The sequence below is a fragment of the Micromonospora sp. NBRC 110009 genome (assembly GCF_030518795.1).
Classification (GTDB): domain Bacteria; phylum Actinomycetota; class Actinomycetes; order Mycobacteriales; family Micromonosporaceae; genus Micromonospora.
In genome coordinates, this window is the sequence record NZ_CP130427.1 from 340,240 (window position 1) to 358,018 (window position 17,779).

Below are 17,779 nucleotides of genomic sequence, written 5' to 3' on the forward strand. Positions count from 1 at the left end.
GATCTTGTCGGACAGGGCCTTGGCTGATTCGGGGAAGATTCCGGTGACCTGGGTGGCCGTCGGGGCGGGCGCCGACGCCGCGGCGCCCGCCGTTGAGTTGTCTGCTCTCGCTACTCGCCGCGGAGGCCTGGCACCTTCACGACGATGAACTCGCTGTCGTCCGCGCGGCCGGGGTTGCGCCCGGTGTTGGGGAAGTTGTTGTCACAGCCGAGCAGTAGTTGATTGCCTGCGATCTGATGGATCGCCTCGATCGACTCGCACGTCACGCGGTACGGGTTGCCCAGTCCGACGTCGCCGCTGTGGACGGGCGGCAAGGAAACCAGGTCCGGGTCGGGCACGGCCGCCAGGTCGATCGCCTCCGTCTTCACCAGGGACCCGCCCGCATCCACGTCGGCGAGGTCGACGACGTACACCTTGCGGAACAGCGCGTTCAGCCCAAGACCGCCGTCGCGCTCGACCACCGCAAGGTGGTGTCCGTCGAGGGCCGCCAGGTCCGACACGAAGTAGCCCGGCTGCTCGGTCTGATACAGCCAGACCCGCCCCGTGAACGCCTCCTCGCGCACGCTGAATTCGAAGACGTAGCGGCGCGTGGTACCGAGTTCGGCGACCGTGGCGCCCTCCAGAGTCGGGTACAGATACCTGCCGTCCGGGCTGATGGCCATGGCCTCGAAGCCGCGACTGTTCGGCTGAGTTGCCGCCGCTCCCCCGAGGTGGGGGTTGTTGGGCGACTGCAGGCCGCCAGGCGCCGCGAAGGGCGGGTCGAGCAGTTTGCCGGTGGCGTCGAAGTGTAGGAGCCACGGCCCGAACTCGTCGCCGACCCACAAATCCCCGTCAGCGCCGCTCTGGAGGGACTCGGGATCGATGTCGCCGCCGGTCAGTGGCCGGTCGGTCGCGCCCTCGTTGACAATGGTGAAGCCGATCAGGCGGTCAGGGTCACGGAACTGGATGAACTCGTCCAGATCGACGTCGACTTCCCCGCTGCCATCCTTGGCGGTCTTGAAGTCCGGCCGGATGTAGTAGGCGCGGATCAGGAAGTCCTTTGAGTTCGCCTTGGCACCGAACCCATTGTCCGGCATGGCGAGATACTCCCCTGGCTGTCGGCCGGCCACAATCGCCGAGAATCCCTCGACCGGCTGCGACGGCAGCGGGAATGTGACCCCGTTGACGGTTCCGGGAGGTAGCAGGGTCCCCGACGGAGGGCCGGGGGCGTACGTCTCGACCGGTAGCACGGCGCGACCGAGCAGCGTTGGTTGTGATCTTCCGTTGTCGTCGCCGTATGCGCCGCCCGAAGGGACCGCAGCCGTCGTGGCGAGCGCGACAGCGATGAGTGTGGACGGTCGTCTGATCATCATCGGCTCCTCCACAGGGCGATGAACCGCTGTTGAGAACGCGCAAAGGCCGTGTCCCGGGTACGCGTTGCCGAGGTCCGACCCCCACCCGAGACCGACTCGATGTTCAGCGTGGTCCATACCGGACCGCCTGACAATCCGCCCAACGATGCTATTGCCTGGACGAACGTCCCCGTCCGCTCGCCGCCGCGATCGCGCAGCAGACCTTGACGCATTCACGCCCGGTGGGGGTGGATAGGGCGTACCCATCTGGTGGCCGGCGCTGCCGTGGCGGTCCAACGGAGAGGATTCACATGACAATCCCACGCCTGCGCGGTGCCGCGCTGGCCATGGTCGTCCTGGTGGCAGTCGGGTCGGTGACGGCACCGGGGGCGGCCGGCGCCGCACCCGGCAACCCGGGAGCCGCCCGCTACTCGGCTGGTGCGGCGAGCGTCGGCGACCCGTACTTCCCGGACGAGGGCAACGGCGGATACGACGTCCAGCATTACGACCTCAACTTCTCCTACGACCCGGCGAGCCGGTTCATGGCCGCCACCGCGACGATCACCGCGATCGCCACGCAGGATCTCGACCGGTTCAACCTGGACTTCCGCGGTCCGGAAATTACGTCGCTGACGATCGACGGGCATGCGCACGATTTCGCGCGGGACGGTCAGGAACTGGTCGTCACGCCGCGCCCGAAGCTCAAGAACGGGCAGGCGTTCACCGTGGTGGTGAGGTACGCCGGCGTACCGGGCCCGATCACCGACCCGGACGAGTCGATCGAAGGCTGGGTGCCTACCGACGACGGCGCCTTCGTCGTCGGGGAGCCGCAGGGCACGCCGGCCTGGTTGCCCACCAACGACCACCCGACCGACAAGGCCACCTTCCGGTTCACCGCGAAGGTGCCGGCGGGGCTGACCGCCGTCGGCAACGGCCAACTCCTGTCCGAGGAGACCCGGGACGGCTGGACCACCTTCACCTGGGACTCGACCGAGCCGATGGCCACCTACCTGGCGACGATCACCATCGGCAACTTCGTGGTCACCGAGTCGACGACGCCGAGCGGGATCCCCGTGTATGTCGCGATCGACCCGCGGCAGGTCGCCGGGTCCGCCGCCGCGGTGGCGCAGATCCCGAAGATGATCGACTTCTTCTCCTCGACGTTCGGTCCGTACCCGTTCGCCTCGACCGGTGCGATCATCGACCGGGCCCCGGACGTGGGCTACGCCCTGGAGACCCAGACCAAGCCGATCTTCTCCAGCCCGGCGAGTGTTGGCACCATGGCGCACGAGCTGGCACACCAGTGGTACGGCGACAGCGTCTCCCCGCAGCGTTGGTCGGACATCTGGCTCAACGAGGGCTTCGCCACGTACGCCCAGTGGATGTACACCGAGTACAACGGCGGCGCGTCGGTCAACCAGACTTTCAACAGCAGCAGCAACTACGGTCGGGCCGCCTCGTCGTCGTTCTGGCAGATCGTCCTCGCCGACCCGGGTCCCGAGGACATGTTCAGCAACATCCCGTACAACCGGGGGGCGATGACCCTGCACGCGTTGCGGGGCAAGGTCGGCGACGACACCTTCTTCCGCATCCTGCGCGAGTGGGCGGCGAACCACCGGTACGGCCACGCCGGAACGGCCGACTTCATCGCCCTGTCCGAGCGGGAGTCCGGGCAGAACCTCAACGCCTTCTTCGACGTGTGGCTGTTCCAGAAGGGCAAGCCCACGACCTGGTGATGTGGAGGGGCCCCGCGACCGTCTCGGTCGCGGGGCCCCACCCATGGCCCTGGAGGGAGCGGATCCGCCGGGCACCGGATGGCCCGGCGGATCACCCCAACCACAAGCCGGCATCCGGCCAGGATCAGCCGAGGTCCCGCACCCGTACGTTGCGGAAGGCGATGACCGAGCCGCCGTCGTGGTTCTGCAGGCCGATGTAGCCCTGCGCGTACTGCCGTCCGCTGGTGCCCGGGTCGGTCGGACGGCCCGGGAACGGCAGGCCGGGCACGTTGTCGAACTCGTTGATCACGACGCCGTTGCGGATCACGGTGTAGTGCTGGCCGACGACCCGGATCTCAAGGTCGTTCCAGACCCCCTTGTCCGTCGGGCGGGCCTGGGCGAGGTTCAGGTCGGCGAACCCGTACACGGATCCGGTCTTCCGCGGGTCGTTGCTGCCGAGCTCCGGCGAGTCGTTGATCTGGATCTCGTGGCCGCAGTTCACCGCAACCCAGGCCGGATCGGTCGTGTTGCACTGGGGGTTGGCGGCCGGGTCGACGCCGGGGAACCGCACGAGGACCCCACTGTTCGACCGCGCGTTCGCGTCCCCACCCCGCTCATCGCGGAACTGCAGGCGCAGTGAGAAGTCGCCGAACTGGGCGGCCCGGTACCAGAGCATGCCGAGCCCCCCGCCGGTGGGCGAGTTGGTCGTCACCATCGACCCGTCGCGCAGGGCGAACCCGCGGCCACCGACGTAGCCCCAGTTCGCGTACGACTCGGTCGTCCCATCGAAGAGGCTGACATAGCTGCTCGTCTTTCCCACGTCGGAATGCGCCGCGGTTCCGGTCAGCGCGGCGGCCTCCCCGGCCGTGATCACCCCCGCACCGACCAGATCCCGGGCCACGTCCGTCACGTGTGCCACGAACCCGCCGTGGTTGGCCCAGGCACTCTCGTCGTCGATCAGGTCGTTGATCGAGCAGCCACCCTCGACGGTGCGGTTCGCCACGCCGCTGTCGTAGTCGAGGAAGCGGACGGTCGGCCGGCTGTCGGGCGCGACGCACGGCGATTGCGATGCGATGGCCGGCGCCGCCGCGAACCCCCCGCTCAGGACCGCGGCGGCGAGGACCGCCGTACCCGCGAGGAAACGATTCCTGCTACCCACGCTGAACCTCCTTGTCTCACCGATGGAGGCGGCGCTGCCGGTCTTCGCCCGTGACCTTTCCGTCTACATCGGACTGTCGTTCCCCGTGAAGCTTCGGGCGTCTCCCGGCAGGCGTCACATGACAAGTGCTCCGCACCCGAACCTAGATTCTTCTCATCGAGACATCAAGAAGTTTCGTTGCGGCACACGTATCTTTTGCTTCGGGAGGAGGAAAGCCAAGGCTCGGCAACGCGGCCAGGGCGGCGGCGAGCCGCGGGCGTCCCGCGGGACGCGCCACCCCCACCGTGGCATCCGGGCGTGGCCGCGACCTCACCCGATTCGGGTGAAAGACTGAGTTGTACCGGGGTCAGGCGGGGCGGGCCGGCCCAGGTCGGCCGGCGGGATCGACGAGGACGCCGGGGTTGAGGATCCAGGACGGGTCGAGCGCGCTCTTGGCGGCGCGCAAGGCGAGCGCGACCGGGTCGGGACGCTGCCGGTCGTACCACGGTCGGTGGTCGCGGCCGACGGCGTGGTGGTGGGTGATGGTGCCGCCGGCGGCGAGCAGCGCGTCGGAGACGGCATGCTTGATCTGGTCCCACTGGCCGTGGGTGGCGTCCCAGCGGCCGGTGGCGTACACGCCGAAGTAGGGTGCGGGGCCGTCCGGGTAGACGTGGGTGAAGCGGCAGGTGACCACGCCGGTCGCGGAGACGGCGCGGAGCGCGTCGCCGGCCGCGTCGAGCACGGCGGCGCGCAAGGCGGGGAATCGGTCCCAGGTGCAGGCGGTCTCGAACGTCTCCACGATCATCGACCGGGCGGCGAGCGCGTCGCGCTGGTACGGCATCCGCAGGAACGCTGACCGCCAGGCGTCGGCGGCGGCGGTCCGCTGCCGTGGGCCGGACGAGTCGTCGCTGCGGGGCGGCTCCGGCAGGGTTCCCCCGTGGTCGCGGCACAGCTCTACGGCGCGGTCCAGCCATGGGGTGACCGGATGGTCGGCGGACTCGAATCCCAGGACGAGCACGCCGCCGGTGGTGGCGGCGCCGGCGTTGAGGAGCGCCTCGGCCGGGTCGAGCAGCCGGCAGTTGCTCGGGTGCAGCGCGGCCTGGGCGATGGCCCGGGTGGCGGCGACCGCCCCGTCGTAGTCGGTGAAGTGCACCGAGGCGCCCGCCCGCCAGCGCGGCCGGTCCTGCAGCCGCATCCACGCCTCGGTGATGACGCCGAGCACGCCCTCCGAGCCGAGGAACAGCCGATCCGGGGACGGCCCGGCGCCGGAGCCGGGCAGCCGGCGCGACTGGCTGGTGCCCGCCGGGGTGACCACCCGCAACGACTCCACCAGATCGTCGATGTGGGTCAGGACGGTGGCGTAGTGACCGCCGGCGCGGGTGGCCAACCAGCCGCCCAGGGTGGAGAACTCGAACGACTGCGGGAAGTGCCGCAGCGTGAGGTCGTGCGGCCGGAGCTGGTCCTCCAGCGCCGGGCCGAACACGCCGGCCTGGATGCGGGCCGCCCGACTGGTCCGGTCCACCTCCAGCACCCGGTCGAGGCGCCCGAGGTCGAGACTGACCGCCGCGGGATACGCGCCGTCCAGCCGCGGCTCCACGCCGCCGACCACGGACGAGCCGCCGCCGTACGGGATCACCGCGATCTCCCGGCCCGCGCACCAGTCCAGCACGTCGACGACGTCCTGCTCCGTCGCCGGCCGGACCACCAGGTCCGGCGGGTCGTGGACGTCCCCGTGCAGGTTGCGGACGACGTCCCGGAACGCCTTGCCGTGGGTGTGCGCCGCCCGGTCGGCCGGGTCCGCCGAGCACAGCCGGGCGAGTGACGTCGGCGGATCGACCCGCGGCGGGCGCAGGCCGAGTTCGGCCACCGGCGGCGCGACATGCTCGGTCAGGTCGGCGCCGGGCAGCAGGGTACGCACCCGGTCGGTCAACGCCGTCGCCTCCGCGCCGATCACCGCGTCCTCGACGTGCCCCCAGCCCCACCACGAACGGTGTTTCCCGGCCATGCGGCCTCCCCGCCGTCCACCAGCGCCAGATCGGAAGCCCCGCCCTCTGTGCCCGGGCGCGATGAGTTCCGCCGGTACCGCTGGTATGTACCGGGTGAGCATCGACCGAAGGGACATCCATCGTGAGCGTCATCGTCATCCAGTTCATCACCCTGGACGGGATCATGTCCGATCCGGACGGGTCCGGAGGCACCCCGACGGGCGGTTGGGCTTTTCGGCACGGCCCCGAAACCGTCGCCGGAGACAAGTTCCGCCTCGGGAACCTGCTCGACGACGGCGTCATGCTGCTGGGCCGCACCACCTGGCAGCTGTTCTCCCGGATCTGGCCCGGACGCGACGACCCGTTCTCCGTGCGCATGAACGCCGTGCCCAAACTGGTCGCCTCACGCACGCTGACCGACACCTCTGCGTGGGCGAACTCCCAGCTCATCGTCGGCGGCCTGGTCGAGGCGGTCAAGCACGAGCGGCGCGACATCATCATCGCCGGCAGCGTCAGCGTCGTGCACACACTGATGGCCGAAGACTTGATCGATGAGTACCGGCTGCTGACCTTCCCCACCATCCTCGCCACCGGCCGGCGGCTCTTCCCGGCCGATGGTCCGCCCGCCTACCTGGAAACCCTGTCCGCCGAGCGGGCCGGTGCCGCCGTCCTTACGCGATACGGCAGAGCCGCCCGGTGACGACTCGTTCCACGTTCTCTACGAGAGGCCGGCCGACCCGAAACTGGTTGTCGGTGCTCTCCGCCGTCGCACGGTGGCCTGGGAGCTCAGTCCCCCGTGGAACCGCCGGCCTCGACGATCGAGACGGGAGTGCCACGTTCGACGGTACGGGAGACGGTGCAGAGCCGGTCGTGCGACTGCTGCAGCGACCGGGGCAGCGCCTCGCGCGCCCTGTCGCCGTCCGCGCCCACCGGGAACGTCACGGTGAACTCGACCGTGAGGTTCTGCATCCGGTTTCCGCCCACCTCGTCCCGGATCTTGTCGCCCGTGACTTCGACGGAGAACCGAGTCGGCTCCGCGCGGCGGCTCGTGATGTGGTCCACGTCTATCGCAGTGCAGCCGCCGATGGCAGCCAGCAGCAGTTCCACCGGCGTGAAGCTGGCATCCTGGCCCGCGCCCATCGACATCGATCCGCCGCGGGCGTTCCGCACAACGTACTGCCCCAGGCTGGTGCGCTCGATCTCCACGGAGCGCAAGGTGTCCTCACTCATGACATGGAAGCTACCCAGGCCCTCTGGTCCCCGAGCCACCGGCCTGCCGAACACTACCTATCGGTCGTTGCCGACTTCTACCAGGCCACATTCGTAGCCGAGAATGACCGCCTGCACCCGGTCCCGCAGCTCCAGCTTCGCCAGGATCCGGCCGAGGTGAGTTTTGACGGTGCTCTCGGAGACGAAGAGCGCCACCGCGATCTCCGCGTTCGACAGCCCTTGCGCCACCAGGGTCAGCACCTCGCGCTCGCGTTCGGTCAGCGCCGCCAGCCGGGCGTTCGTCTCCGGCCGGGGCGGCGTCCTGCCGAGGTAATGGGCGATGAGGCGGCGGGTGACGCTGGGGGCGGCCACCGCCTCGCCGGCGGCCACCACGCGTACGGCGGAGATCAGGTCGGCGGCGAGCGCGTCCTTGAGCAGGAAGCCACTGGCTCCGGCGCGAAGCCCGGCCAGCACGTACTCGTCCAGGTCGAAGGTGGTCAGGATGATCACCCGGGCCGCGTGGGGGCCGAGGCGGATGCGACGGGTGGCCTCGATGCCGTTCAGGCCCGGCATCCGTACGTCCATCAGGACCACGTCGGGCTGGCTGCGGGCCACCACGGCCAAGGCCTGCGACCCATCGGCGGCCTCCCCGACCACCTCGATGTCGCCGGTCTCCTCCAGCACCAGCCGGAACCCGGTGCGCACCAGCGTCTGATCGTCGACCAGCACGACCCGTATGCTCATCGCTCTACCGGCGTGGTCTCGCGCGCCTGCAGTGGCAGCGTCGCACCCAGCCGGAACCCGCCGCCGTCGGACCGGCCGGTTTCCAGTTCGCCCCCCAGCAGGGCGACGCGCTCGGCGATGCCGCGCAACCCGTTGCCGCGTCCGTCCGTCCCGTCCGCCAGACCCGTGCCGTCGTCGGCCACCTCCACCCGGAGCCGTCCGGGCTCGAAGGCCAGCCGCAGCACCGCGCCGGCCCCCGGGCCGGCGTGCTTCAGCGTGTTCGTCAGGGCCTCCTGAGCAATCCGGTACGCGGACAGGTCGACCGCGGCGGGCACCGCGGCGGGCACCCCGTCGACGTGCAGCTCGATCCGCATTCCGGTGGATCGCAGCTGATCGATCAGCGCGGGCAGCGCACCGAGTCCCGGCAGCGGGGTGAGCCGCGCGTCCTCGGCCGGGTCGGTGCGCCCGGCGGCGAGCAGCCGGCGCATCTCGGCCAGCGAGGCCCGACCGGTGGTGATCACGTGCTGCAGCGCGGTGGCGGCGCGGTCCGGATGCCGGTCCAACGCGGCGGACGCGCCCTGCGCCTGCACCACCATCACCGAGATCCCGTGCGCCACCACGTCGTGCAGCTCCCGGGTGATCCGGGCGCGCTCAGCCGCGACCGCCAGCGCCGCCCGTTGCCGCTCCTCCCGGGCCAGGTCGGCGGTCCGCTGCTCGACCGCGGCCAGGTGCGCGCGCCGGCTGCGCATCGCGTCACCGACGGCGAACGCCGCGACCAGCAGCAGCCACAGCTCCATGACTCCCTGGCCCACATTGACCAGTCTGTCGACCGAGATCACCGGAGCCGGAGCCGGCGCCGGCTCGACCACCTTGCTTCCCGAGCCCCTCTCGACCTGCTCCTGCACAACCTGCTTGCTGGCGAACTCCTGCCGTTCGGCATAGATCCGGCCGCCCATCGTCGTCGCGTAGGTCAGGAGCATGGCGAGCGCCAGCAGGGCGAGCGAGAGCCGCCGGTTCCGGGCCATCGCGGCCACGGTGTACAGGACCAGCGGAAGCGCCAGATCGAGCAGCTGGAACTTGGCGTCGATGAACAAGTGGCCGAACGTCCCGGCCCCGGCGAAAACCAGGGCCAGCGGCGGATGGTGTTGTCTGACCAGCAGGCCGACAACGATCAGCGCGGCGAACATCCACCACAGTTGGTCCGCCGGGAGATCGTTCTTCTTGATGTACTCCGCCGCGGCATCCGGGTTCGTCCTGGCCAGGAATCCCATCACCAGCCCGGGCCCCACGGTCAGCACGCTCAACACCAGCGCCAGGGCGGCGTCGGTCAGGAAGTGGCGCGGCACGAACCGGGGCACGTTCCCATGGTAGGGAGCGGAGGCCCCGGCAGCGTCCGACTCAGGTGCTACGTCCGCGGTACCGGCGGCGGCCGAAGGACCGACTCCGGTCCGATGAGTTCCGTCGCTGCGGCGGCCACCGTGAAGCCATGACCAGAACAACGTCCACAGTGTTCCTCACCGCACTGCTCGTGGTCGGGGTCGCCGGATGCGACCGCGGCGGTTCTCTCTCCGGGGGGTCGAGCCCGTCGGCGTCCGCCTCGGTCAGCCGGCAGCAGCTCCTCGCCCTCGGCCAGGAGTGGGTCCAGTGCATCCGCGATCACGGCATGACGCGGATGCCGGACGCGGACCTCACCTCGGACGGATTCCTCCAATTCCCACCTCAGGGCGGGTACGAGTGGAAGTCGGACCTGCGGAACCATCCGGGGGTCATCGAGGCGTGCAAGTCGATCGAGGATCGGTATCCCCCGACGGCATTCCGCCCCAAGCAACAGGTCTCGGCCGAGGACCTGCGCAAGCTCGGCGAGTACGCCAAGTGCATCCGCGAGCACGGCATCCCCGAGTTCCCCGACCCGAACGCCGCCGGCGAGTTCGACCTGACCGGAACGCCGCTGGCGAACGGCCTCCCGCCTCAGCAGATGAACGCCGCGGAGCAGGCCTGCCGGCAGATCTGGAGCGGGGACATCCGCGTCAGGGACAACGGCGGTGGCGCGAACGGAGGCAAGAAGTGAGCCGCCGGCGCGGGGCGAGCACCGTGGTCGCGGTCGCGGTGGCCGCGCCGCTCGCCGCCGGCGTGGCCTACGCCGCCCACTCCGGGCCGAACGCCCCCGACACACCCGCCGCCGCGGTGGCCATTGGAACCGCCAAGGTCACCCAAGGCACGCTCAGCGAACGCGTCCAGGTCGGCGGCGTCCTCGGCTACGCCGGCTCCTACACGATCGACCATCACGGCGCGCCGGGCATACTGACCGCGGGGCCCGACTCGGGCGACACGATCGGCCGCGGCGGCGTCCTCTACCGGGTCGCCGACACACCGGTCCGCCTCCTGCTGGGCAGCGTTCCTGCCTACCGCGACTTCCGGTACGGGATGAGCGACGGCCCCGATGTGCGCCAGCTCGAACGCAACCTGGTCGCCCTGGGCTTCGACCCGTACCACCGGATCACCGTGGACCGGCACTTCAGCGCCGCCACCGCCACGGCGATCCGGCGCTGGGAGGCGTCCTGGGGTCGGCCGGCGTACCAGCGCACCGGCCGACTCACCCAGGGCCAGGTCCTCTTCCTGCCCACCCCGCTCCGCGTCACCCAGCTGCAGATCCGGGTCGGCGGCACCGTCGGGCCCGGGACGACGGTGCTCAGCGGGACGTCGACGGACCGGGCGGTGACCGCACAATTGGACACCGCGCAGCGCAGCAGCGTACACACCGGCGACCAGGTCGAGGTCGGCCTGCCGGACGCCGACCCGATCCCCGGTCGGGTCACCGCCGTCGGGGAGGTCGCGACGGCGCCCTCCGCTGACGGGGGCAACGGCCCGCAGCAGCCGGCGAACCCGGACACGGCGACGGTCCCGCTCACCATCGCGGTCCGCCTGCCCCGCGGCTCCGGCCTGGACCAGGCACCGGTGACCGTCGACATCGTCACCGGCACCCGCCGCAATGTCCTGCTGGTCCCCATCGCCGCGCTGCTCGCGCGGCCGGGCGGCGGCTACCAGGTGCGTCTGGCCGGCGGGGTCGCGGTTCAGGTGGAGCCGGGCAACTTCGACGAGAGCACCGGCCAGGTGGAGATCGTCCGCGGCCTCACCGCCGGCCAGACCGTGGAGGTGCCTGCGTCATGAGCGCCGTCCTGGAGCTGATCGACACGCGCAAGGTCTACCCGGGCACGCCGCCCGTCGAATCGCTGCGCGGCGTCACCCTCACTGTGCACAGCGGCGAGCTGGTCGCCGTCGCCGGCCCGTCCGGCTCCGGCAAGACCACGCTGCTCAACCTCGCCGCCGGCCTGGATCGCCCGTCCAGCGGCTCGGTACGTATCGCCGGCCACCCGGTCGAGAAGCTGCGCGACGGGCAGCTCTCCGGCGTGCGTGCGCACCTCCTCGGGGTCGTCTTCCAGCAGTTCTTCCTGCTGGAGCGGCTGACCGCGGCGGAGAACGTGGCGACCGGCCTGCTCTACCGCGGGGTGCCGGCCGCCGAACGCCGGCGGGCCGCCCACGCCGCATGCGAGCGGGTCGGCCTGGCCCACCGCGCCGACTTCCCCGCCGCGCATCTGTCCGGCGGCGAGCGGCAGCGGGTGGCGATCGCCCGCGCGCTGGTCGGCCGCCCCGCCGTGGTGCTCGCCGACGAGCCCACCGGCAACCTCGACTCGGTCACCGGCGCCGAGATCGTCGAACTGCTGCGCGAGCTCAACGACGACGGGGTCACCATCGTGGTGATCACGCACGACGAACGGGTCGCCGCGGCGATGCGGCGCCGCATCCAGTTGCGGGACGGCCTGGTGGTCGAAGACAGCGGGGGTGCGTCGTGAGGTCCCGGCTGCGCGTCGCCGACCTGCTGCCGGTGAGCACCGTGGGCCTGCGGTCGCGGCCCGGCCGGGCGGCGCTGTCCATCCTCGGGGTGGCGATCGGGATCGCGGCCATGGTGGCCGTGCTCGGCGTCACCCGGTCCAGCCAGGCCGACGTGCTCGCCCGCATCGACCGGGTCGGCACCAACCTGCTCACCGTGGCCAACGGCAAGACCATTCGCGGGGACGAGGCCGAGTTGCCGGTGACCGCGGGCACGGCGGTGGCGCGTACCGATGGGGTGCTCACCTCGGCGGCCACCGCAACCCTCGACGTGCGCATCTACCGCAACGACCGGATACCGCCCGGCCGCACCGGCGGGCTCTCCGTGCGGGCCACCGACCCGGCGCTGCTCGCCACGCTGGACGGCACCCTGGTGAACGGCCGCTTCCTGGACGCGGCGCTGGCCCGCTATCCGGCGGTGGTGCTCGGCCACTACGCCGCCACGTCGCTGGGCATCCGCGACGTCACCGGCCACCCGCAGGTCTACCTCGGCCACCGCTGGTACACCGTGGTGGGCGTCCTGGCGCCGGTCGAGCTGGCGCCCGAGCTGGACGCGTCGGCGCTGATCGGCGCGCCGGTGGCGGCCGCCCAATTCGGGTACGACGGCAGCCCGACCCGGATCTTCGTGCGGGCGCAGACCGAGCGCACCGACGAGGTGGCCGGCCTGCTGGGGCGGGCGGCCAACCCGGCCCACCCGGAGGAGGTCGCCGTGAGCCGGCCCTCGGAAGCGCTCACCGCCCGGCTCGCGGTCACCGGCGGAGCCACCGTGCTGCTGCTGGGTCTCGGCGCGGTGGCGTTGCTGGTGGGCGGCATCGGCATCGCCAACGTGCTGGTGATCTCGGTGCTCGAGCGACGCGGCGAGATCGGGCTGCGTCGGGCGCTGGGCGCCACCCGGCGGCACGTCGCGGCCCAGTTCCTGGTCGAGTCGTTGCTGCTCGGCGCGGGTGGCGGCGCGGCGGGGGTGTTGCTGGGCACCGCGGTCACGTACGCGATGGCCACCGTCCACGGCTGGCAGACGCTCGTGCCGGCTGCCGCGATCGGCGCGGGGCTGGCCGCTGCCATCCTCATCGGCGGGCTGGCCGGCGTCTACCCGGCCCTACGGGCCGCCCGTCTCTCCCCGGCCACGGCGCTGCGAACGGCCTGAGTGCGGCGCCCTCGCCGGATGGGCAACACGGATCCGGGCCGTCAGTGCCCAACCGGCAGCGCGACGGCCCGGATCCGCGGCGATGGGCCGCGGTTAAATCCCTGGTCGGCCGACCGGCGCATCACCGATGATTGCGGCCATGGCCACGACCCTACGAGCTGACATGTTCACCGCCGGGGCGCTCGATAGCCGCTTGGGTGGCAATGCCGCCTCGATCCAGGCGACCGACCGCGCCCTGGCGAAGGTCGAATCCGCCGAGGCCGTGCTGCTCGTCGAGGGCATCAGCGACCAGATTGCACTGGGCACGGCCGCAGTGGGCCGCGGCCGGGATCTCGATGCGGAGCGGGTCGTGATTGTGCCGATCGGCGGGGCGCACGCGATCGGCCGCTTCCTGACGAGGTTGGCCCCCCTGGGCACCCGGCTGCGACTTGGCGGTCTGTGCGACCTGCGTGAGGAGGAGGTATTCCGGCGCGGACTGGACGTGACCCATGTCGGCTCGCCCCGCACGCGCACCGACATGGAGCACCTCGGGTTCTACGTCTGCGTCAACGATCTGGAGGAGGAGCTGATCCGCGCCCTGGGCAGCGCACAGGTCGAAGCACTCTTCGACGCGCAGGGCGACCTCCGGTCGTTCCGCTCGTTCCAGAGCCAGCCCGCCTGGCGCGGCCGGGAGCCCGAAGCGCAGATGTGGCGGTTCCTGCGCAGCAGCTCGCGCCGTAACCTGCGCTACGCACGCCTGCTCGTCGAGGCGGCGGTTGGCCGGGACACCTTGCCGCGGCCGCTCGACGCACTGCTCACCGCCGTTTGAGGCACCCAAGGTCAAGCCCTCGGCCGCCGGTCCGAAATGTGCCGGTACCGGCACCGCCATCGCCGCCCGATCGGTCGATCGCCGTCATGATGACGCGCCGTAGTTCCCGCCGGAAGCCCCCGGGTTGACACGGCAACTTCCTCGCCCGCGCGAACGGTGGCTCGAAGGCCTGAAGGTAGTACGCCAGATATCGGCGACAGCCCCCGGAGGTTCTCCGGGGGCTGTCGTTCTTCGCTAGGCCAGTCACAGGGTGACGACGGCGTCCTCGGCGAGGGTGAACAGGCCGGCGTCGAAGGTGATCGTCTTCAGCTTGGTGCCCTTCGGCACGTCGAAGTAGACGTTCGCCTTCACGGCGTTGCCCGGGTTGATCTCGTCGAGGAAGCCCTTGGCGTCCTCGTTGCCGTAGATGGCAGCCTCTCCGTCGACCTCGTACTCCCGGCCGGAGGCATCCTGAGCGGTGATGGTGCCGTCGGCGTGGAACAGGTGCGCGCTCTTGGTGACGTTCTTGGCGGTCACGCTGACCCGGCAGAAGGTGCCCTGCGCCTTGTGGTTGAAGTAGCTACTGCCGACCTGGGAGATCCCGCACTTCACGCTGTTGACGGTGAACTCAAAGTCACCGCCGCGCACCTTGTCGCCGATGCCAAAGGTCTTCGGCTTGGCCGGCGCCGGAGCCGCAGTCGTCTTCGCCGGCGCGGGCGCCGCCGAGCTTGTCGCCGGCGCCGCCAAGCTCGGGGCGGAGGTGCTGGCCTTGGCAGCAGGAATGTCGCTGCTGGCGGAGACGCCCTCGGCCTTCTTGTCGTCGCTGGCCAGGCCGATCACCATCGAGCCGCCGCAGCACAGCACCACGAACACGCCGACACCGATAAGGGTCGGAAGCAGCCAAGAGGGGCGCTTCTTGGCAGCGGGCGGCGGCGCGAACTGGCCAGGCGCAGGCGGCGGGAACTGGCCAGGCGCAGGCGGCGGGAACTGGCCAGGCGCAGGCGGCGGGAACTGGCCAGGCGCAGGCGGCGGGAACTGACTGGAAGGCACCTGCGGAAACTGAGCAGTGGGCGGCATCGGCTGTTGGCCCGCCGGCGCTTGGTTGTGGGCAGGGTCGTAGGGGGTGGTCATTGAGTGGTGGTCTCCCGAGTCTTGATTCGCGCTGCCCCGTAGTGAGCGCAATACTTTCCACGCTGCCATAGTTTGCCCAGGGCAACAGTCCTCCGGCTGGCCCAACCCGCACGACCGGTTAGCTGGGCAAAGGCTCGGTCGCATGATCATCCATCGGACGTTGAGCCACCCGCCACTGACTGTTTATGCTCAGACGGCGGCGGCCAAGAACGGATCGGCGTCCTCGCCGAGCAGCGGCACGTCGTACACCGACAGGTCCAGCCGCGGCCGGCGGTACCGCACGCGGCGCCGCCGCCAATGCTCGAAGGCGATGTCCACGTCGACCTCGACCACGACGCTTGGCTCCACCCGCACGTAGGGCAGCGGCTCAGCCTGGTCCAGTTGCCCTGTCCAGCTTGCCGGTAGCGGCTGCGGCCACGGGTGCGCGACGATGCCTCTCCAGCGCAGCCATGCTCTCGAGACGGCCTGCTGGACGGTCGACAGCGAAACGGTGCTCACACAACCGGGGGTTGTGGCTCGCCGCCAGCTCAGTTGTTTGATCCATCTTCTCTACCTTGCTTCGATCACAGCGACCAACGGCAGGTTGTGCGAAGCGGGGGTGCGGAGCTTGGTGGCCAGACGGTCCCTGGGCCGCCAGTTCGGATGGCTGTGGGCGGCTTACGCGGTCAGCGCCTACGGCTCCGGGCTGGGGTTCGGTGCGTTCCCACTGATCGCCGTGCTGGTGTTGCAGGCCAGCCCCACTCAGGTGTCCGCGCTGTCAGCGGTGGGACCGGCAGTGGGCGCGTTGATCGCCTTGCCGTTCGGGCCGTGGGTGGAGTTTCGCCGCAAGCGGCCGGTGATGATCGCGATGGACCTGGCCCGGTTCGGGGTCATGATGACGATCCCGATCGCCTACGCCATCGGCTGGCTCAGTTTCGTGCAGCTGCTGGTCGTCTCGGCCGTGGTCGCCGCAGCCAGGATCGCCTTCAATGCTGCCAGCGGCGCCCACCTCAAGGCCCTCGTCCCGCCGGACGACCTGCTCGTGGCCAACGCGCGGTTCGAGTCGACGACATGGAGTTCGATCGCCGTCGGGCCGCCGCTGGGCGGAGCGGCGATCGGCTTGTTCGGGCCGGTGACCACCGTGGTGGCCGACGCGCTCAGCTACCTGTTCTCCGCGCTGGGCATCACGGCAATTCGCGGCCGAGAAGAACACCCGCAGCGAACCGACAAGCGCCGGGCCCGGCCCCGCGAGTTGCTCGACGGCTGGCGGCACCTCCTGACCCATCCCGGCCTGCGGGCGCTCTACCTCAACCACCTGCTTGTCGGCGGGCTCATCATGGCCACCGAACCGCTGCTGGCCGTGCTCCTGCTCCGCCAGCTCGGGATTCCCACCCTGGCAGTACGGCCTCGCCTTCGCCGCCCCCTGCGTCGGCGGACTCATCGGCTCCCGCCTCGCCCGCCATGTCGTGGCACGGTACGGCCAGCACCGGATCCTTCGTACAGTCGGAACGCTGCGCGCGGTCTGGCTGATCGGCCTCGCCTTCGTCCAGCCCGGAGTCGCCGGCCTTACGACGGTGATCGCCGTCGAGCTCGCGATCATCATCAGCATGAGCCTGTACAACCCGGTACTCGCCACCTACCGGCTCGAACACACACCTAAAGACCGCATCGCCCGCACCCTGTCGGCCTGGTCGATCAGCAGCAGTGCCTCCATCGCCATCCTCAGCGCGCTCGGCGGACTGCTCGCCGACGCCACCAACCCCCGCGCGGCCATCGCGGTCGCCGGACTACTCATCCTCGTCAGCCCGCTGCTGCTACCCCGCCGCCACCGTCCTGCGCTTGCACCCGACCTTGAGCCGGAAACAGCCGGTCTCCAACCAACGGAGGAGGCCACCGCTCGCATCTGATGCGAGGGAATCGCATCATGGGCGTTGAGCTGCGTGGCGTGGTCGTGCGGTGCGGTCCACCACCCGATCGTGACCCTTGGCCCCCGGGCAGCCACCGGATGGCCTGCCGGAGCAGGTCGGCGTGGCCAGCGAGAACAGCCCCACCCAGCAGCGGGTCGAGGATCGAGGCGTGGCCCGCGCCTTCGGCGGGCCTGCTGATGGCGCTGGCCGGTGGGCTGCGGCCAACCGGCTGGGCGTCTCGGACGAGCGTCGCCCGCGATGCCCACCGCGTAGGCGGTGCTCACCGCGTGTCGTGGAACGCGTCGATGCCCTTGCGCCAGGCGGCGTCGAGATCGGCGCCGGGTGGGAAGCGTTGGTTCAGCTCGAGGATGACCATGCCGTGCGCGAAGGCCCAGATGGCCCGTGCGCGTTCGCGGTCACCGCCGGTGGCGTCGAGGAGCGGCACTGCGGCCGCCTCCTCGACGCCGGGGGTGAGCAGGTCGCGGCGCAGGGGCCGCTCCGTCATCAGCCGATAGAGGTTCGGCTGGCGATGCGCGAAGTCACGGTACGCGGCGGTGAGGGCCGCGATCGGGTCATCGGATCGATGGACGGCCTTCGCGAACAGCTCAGCCTGCTCCTCGAAGCCGACCGAGATCAGTGCCGCCTCCAGCGCCTGCTTGTCGCGGAGGTGCTCGTAGATCGAGGAGGCGCGGATCCCGAGTTGCGCAGCGAGGCGACGCATCGACAGCGCATCGGGGCCCTCCAGCTCAAGGAGCCGGCGCGCCGTCTGCACGATCTCCCGGGCTCGTGGAGTGAGCCGGCTCAGCGCGTTGGAAGCCATCCGTCCACCTTCCCAGAATTCC

At 70.8% G+C, this 17,779-nt stretch carries 17 protein-coding genes and 1 pseudogene; 9 read left to right on the forward strand and 9 right to left on the reverse strand.

Annotated features, from left to right (window positions below):
• Positions 1-110 precede the first annotated feature (110 nt).
• Entirely contained in the window at positions 111-1,352 is a 1,242-nt protein-coding gene (locus Q2K19_RS01555) for an esterase-like activity of phytase family protein (RefSeq protein ID WP_302766970.1), read from the reverse strand.
• Positions 1,353-1,642: 290 nt separating this feature from the next.
• Between Q2K19_RS01555 and Q2K19_RS01560 the strand changes: the two genes are divergently transcribed.
• The gene (locus Q2K19_RS01560; protein ID WP_302766972.1) at positions 1,643-3,067 is read left to right on the forward strand and encodes a M1 family metallopeptidase; all 1,425 of its coding nucleotides are present in this window, start codon (positions 1,643-1,645) and stop codon (positions 3,065-3,067) included.
• Positions 3,068-3,191: 124 nt separating this feature from the next.
• Here Q2K19_RS01560 and Q2K19_RS01565 read toward each other — a convergent pair whose 3' ends face one another.
• Together Q2K19_RS01565 and Q2K19_RS01570 are read right to left on the reverse strand one after the other, a co-directional pair.
• Complete coding sequence (locus tag Q2K19_RS01565) at positions 3,192-4,205, reverse strand: 3-keto-disaccharide hydrolase (RefSeq protein ID WP_302766974.1); 1,014 nt, start codon at positions 4,203-4,205, stop codon at positions 3,192-3,194.
• A 346-nt stretch (positions 4,206-4,551) separates the two neighbouring features.
• Positions 4,552-6,189 (reverse strand): FAD-binding oxidoreductase, encoded by a 1,638-nt coding sequence (locus Q2K19_RS01570; RefSeq protein WP_302766976.1) that lies wholly within the window; start codon positions 6,187-6,189, stop codon positions 4,552-4,554.
• A gap of 122 nt (positions 6,190-6,311) precedes the next feature.
• On the opposite strand from Q2K19_RS01570, the gene Q2K19_RS01575 reads away from it, so the two are divergent.
• Complete coding sequence (locus tag Q2K19_RS01575; RefSeq protein WP_302766978.1) at positions 6,312-6,869, forward strand: dihydrofolate reductase family protein; 558 nt, start codon at positions 6,312-6,314, stop codon at positions 6,867-6,869.
• An 86-nt stretch (positions 6,870-6,955) separates the two neighbouring features.
• On the opposite strand, the gene Q2K19_RS01580 is transcribed toward Q2K19_RS01575, so the two are convergent.
• Genes Q2K19_RS01580 through Q2K19_RS01590 form a run of 3 tightly spaced genes read right to left on the reverse strand, consistent with a single transcriptional unit; the run spans position 6,956 to position 9,459 of the window.
• Positions 6,956-7,399 carry an OsmC family protein gene (locus Q2K19_RS01580; protein ID WP_302766980.1) on the reverse strand — a complete coding sequence of 148 codons (444 nt, stop codon included), beginning with the start codon at positions 7,397-7,399 and terminating at the stop codon, positions 6,956-6,958.
• 57 nt (positions 7,400-7,456) lie between these two features.
• Positions 7,457-8,122 carry a response regulator gene (locus Q2K19_RS01585; RefSeq protein ID WP_302766981.1) on the reverse strand — a complete coding sequence of 222 codons (666 nt, stop codon included), beginning with the start codon at positions 8,120-8,122 and terminating at the stop codon, positions 7,457-7,459.
• A complete protein-coding gene (locus Q2K19_RS01590; protein WP_302766982.1) occupies positions 8,119-9,459 on the reverse strand; it encodes a sensor histidine kinase in 1,341 nt (446 codons plus the stop codon). Before Q2K19_RS01590 ends, Q2K19_RS01585 begins: the two co-directional genes overlap by 4 nt.
• A 128-nt stretch (positions 9,460-9,587) precedes the next feature.
• Here Q2K19_RS01590 and Q2K19_RS01595 point away from each other — a divergent pair, with 128 nt between their 5' ends.
• From Q2K19_RS01595 to Q2K19_RS01615, 5 genes are all read left to right on the forward strand, one after another.
• A complete protein-coding gene (locus Q2K19_RS01595; RefSeq protein ID WP_302766983.1) occupies positions 9,588-10,169 on the forward strand; it encodes a hypothetical protein in 582 nt (193 codons plus the stop codon).
• Positions 10,166-11,269 carry a peptidoglycan-binding protein gene (locus Q2K19_RS01600; RefSeq protein WP_302766984.1) on the forward strand — a complete coding sequence of 368 codons (1,104 nt, stop codon included), beginning with the start codon at positions 10,166-10,168 and terminating at the stop codon, positions 11,267-11,269. The genes Q2K19_RS01595 and Q2K19_RS01600 overlap by 4 nt, the downstream gene beginning before the upstream one ends.
• A complete protein-coding gene (locus Q2K19_RS01605) occupies positions 11,266-11,952 on the forward strand; it encodes an ABC transporter ATP-binding protein (RefSeq protein WP_302766985.1) in 687 nt (228 codons plus the stop codon). Before Q2K19_RS01600 ends, Q2K19_RS01605 begins: the two co-directional genes overlap by 4 nt.
• Entirely contained in the window at positions 11,949-13,133 is a 1,185-nt protein-coding gene (locus tag Q2K19_RS01610; protein ID WP_302766987.1) for an ABC transporter permease, read from the forward strand. Before Q2K19_RS01605 ends, Q2K19_RS01610 begins: the two co-directional genes overlap by 4 nt.
• A gap of 163 nt (positions 13,134-13,296) precedes the next feature.
• Positions 13,297-13,941 carry a TOPRIM nucleotidyl transferase/hydrolase domain-containing protein gene (locus Q2K19_RS01615; RefSeq protein WP_302766989.1) on the forward strand — a complete coding sequence of 215 codons (645 nt, stop codon included), beginning with the start codon at positions 13,297-13,299 and terminating at the stop codon, positions 13,939-13,941.
• A gap of 243 nt (positions 13,942-14,184) precedes the next feature.
• On the opposite strand, the gene Q2K19_RS01620 is transcribed toward Q2K19_RS01615, so the two are convergent.
• The gene (locus Q2K19_RS01620; RefSeq protein WP_302766991.1) at positions 14,185-15,051 is read right to left on the reverse strand and encodes a DUF4352 domain-containing protein; all 867 of its coding nucleotides are present in this window, start codon (positions 15,049-15,051) and stop codon (positions 14,185-14,187) included.
• 189 nt (positions 15,052-15,240) lie between these two features.
• On the reverse strand, positions 15,241-15,549 hold the full coding sequence (locus Q2K19_RS01625; RefSeq protein ID WP_302772923.1) for a hypothetical protein: 309 nt from the start codon (positions 15,547-15,549) through the stop codon (positions 15,241-15,243).
• Between Q2K19_RS01625 and Q2K19_RS01630 the strand changes: the two are divergent.
• Both Q2K19_RS01630 and Q2K19_RS01635 read left to right on the forward strand, forming a co-directional pair.
• Positions 15,482-16,360 (forward strand): annotated as a pseudogene (locus tag Q2K19_RS01630) (MFS transporter); the annotation flags it as partial. The gene Q2K19_RS01625 and the pseudogene Q2K19_RS01630 overlap by 68 nt on opposite strands.
• A complete protein-coding gene (locus tag Q2K19_RS01635) occupies positions 16,350-16,937 on the forward strand; it encodes an MFS transporter (RefSeq protein WP_302772195.1) in 588 nt (195 codons plus the stop codon). The pseudogene Q2K19_RS01630 and the gene Q2K19_RS01635, both read left to right, overlap by 11 nt.
• Positions 16,938-17,217: 280 nt before the next feature.
• Here Q2K19_RS01635 and Q2K19_RS01640 read toward each other — a convergent pair whose 3' ends face one another.
• On the reverse strand, positions 17,218-17,757 hold the full coding sequence (locus tag Q2K19_RS01640; RefSeq protein ID WP_302766993.1) for a TetR/AcrR family transcriptional regulator: 540 nt from the start codon (positions 17,755-17,757) through the stop codon (positions 17,218-17,220).
• Positions 17,758-17,779 lie beyond the last annotated feature (22 nt).

Bases quoted from the DNA above. Each gene is read 5' to 3' on its own strand.
- Q2K19_RS01605 (WP_302766985.1), top strand. From the start codon at position 11,266: ATGAGCGCCGTCCTGGAGCTGATCGACACGCGCAAGGTCTACCCGGGC.
- Q2K19_RS01580 (WP_302766980.1), bottom strand. From the start codon at position 7,399: ATGAGTGAGGACACCTTGCGCTCCGTGGAGATCGAGCGCACCAGCCTG.
- Q2K19_RS01560 (WP_302766972.1), top strand. From the start codon at position 1,643: ATGACAATCCCACGCCTGCGCGGTGCCGCGCTGGCCATGGTCGTCCTG.
- Q2K19_RS01595 (WP_302766983.1), top strand. From the start codon at position 9,588: ATGACCAGAACAACGTCCACAGTGTTCCTCACCGCACTGCTCGTGGTC.
- Q2K19_RS01555 (WP_302766970.1), bottom strand. From the start codon at position 1,352: ATGATGATCAGACGACCGTCCACACTCATCGCTGTCGCGCTCGCCACG.
- Q2K19_RS01585 (WP_302766981.1), bottom strand. From the start codon at position 8,122: ATGAGCATACGGGTCGTGCTGGTCGACGATCAGACGCTGGTGCGCACC.
- Q2K19_RS01620 (WP_302766991.1), bottom strand. From the start codon at position 15,051: ATGACCACCCCCTACGACCCTGCCCACAACCAAGCGCCGGCGGGCCAA.
- Q2K19_RS01570 (WP_302766976.1), bottom strand. From the start codon at position 6,189: ATGGCCGGGAAACACCGTTCGTGGTGGGGCTGGGGGCACGTCGAGGAC.
- Q2K19_RS01640 (WP_302766993.1), bottom strand. From the start codon at position 17,757: ATGGCTTCCAACGCGCTGAGCCGGCTCACTCCACGAGCCCGGGAGATC.
- Q2K19_RS01615 (WP_302766989.1), top strand. From the start codon at position 13,297: ATGTTCACCGCCGGGGCGCTCGATAGCCGCTTGGGTGGCAATGCCGCC.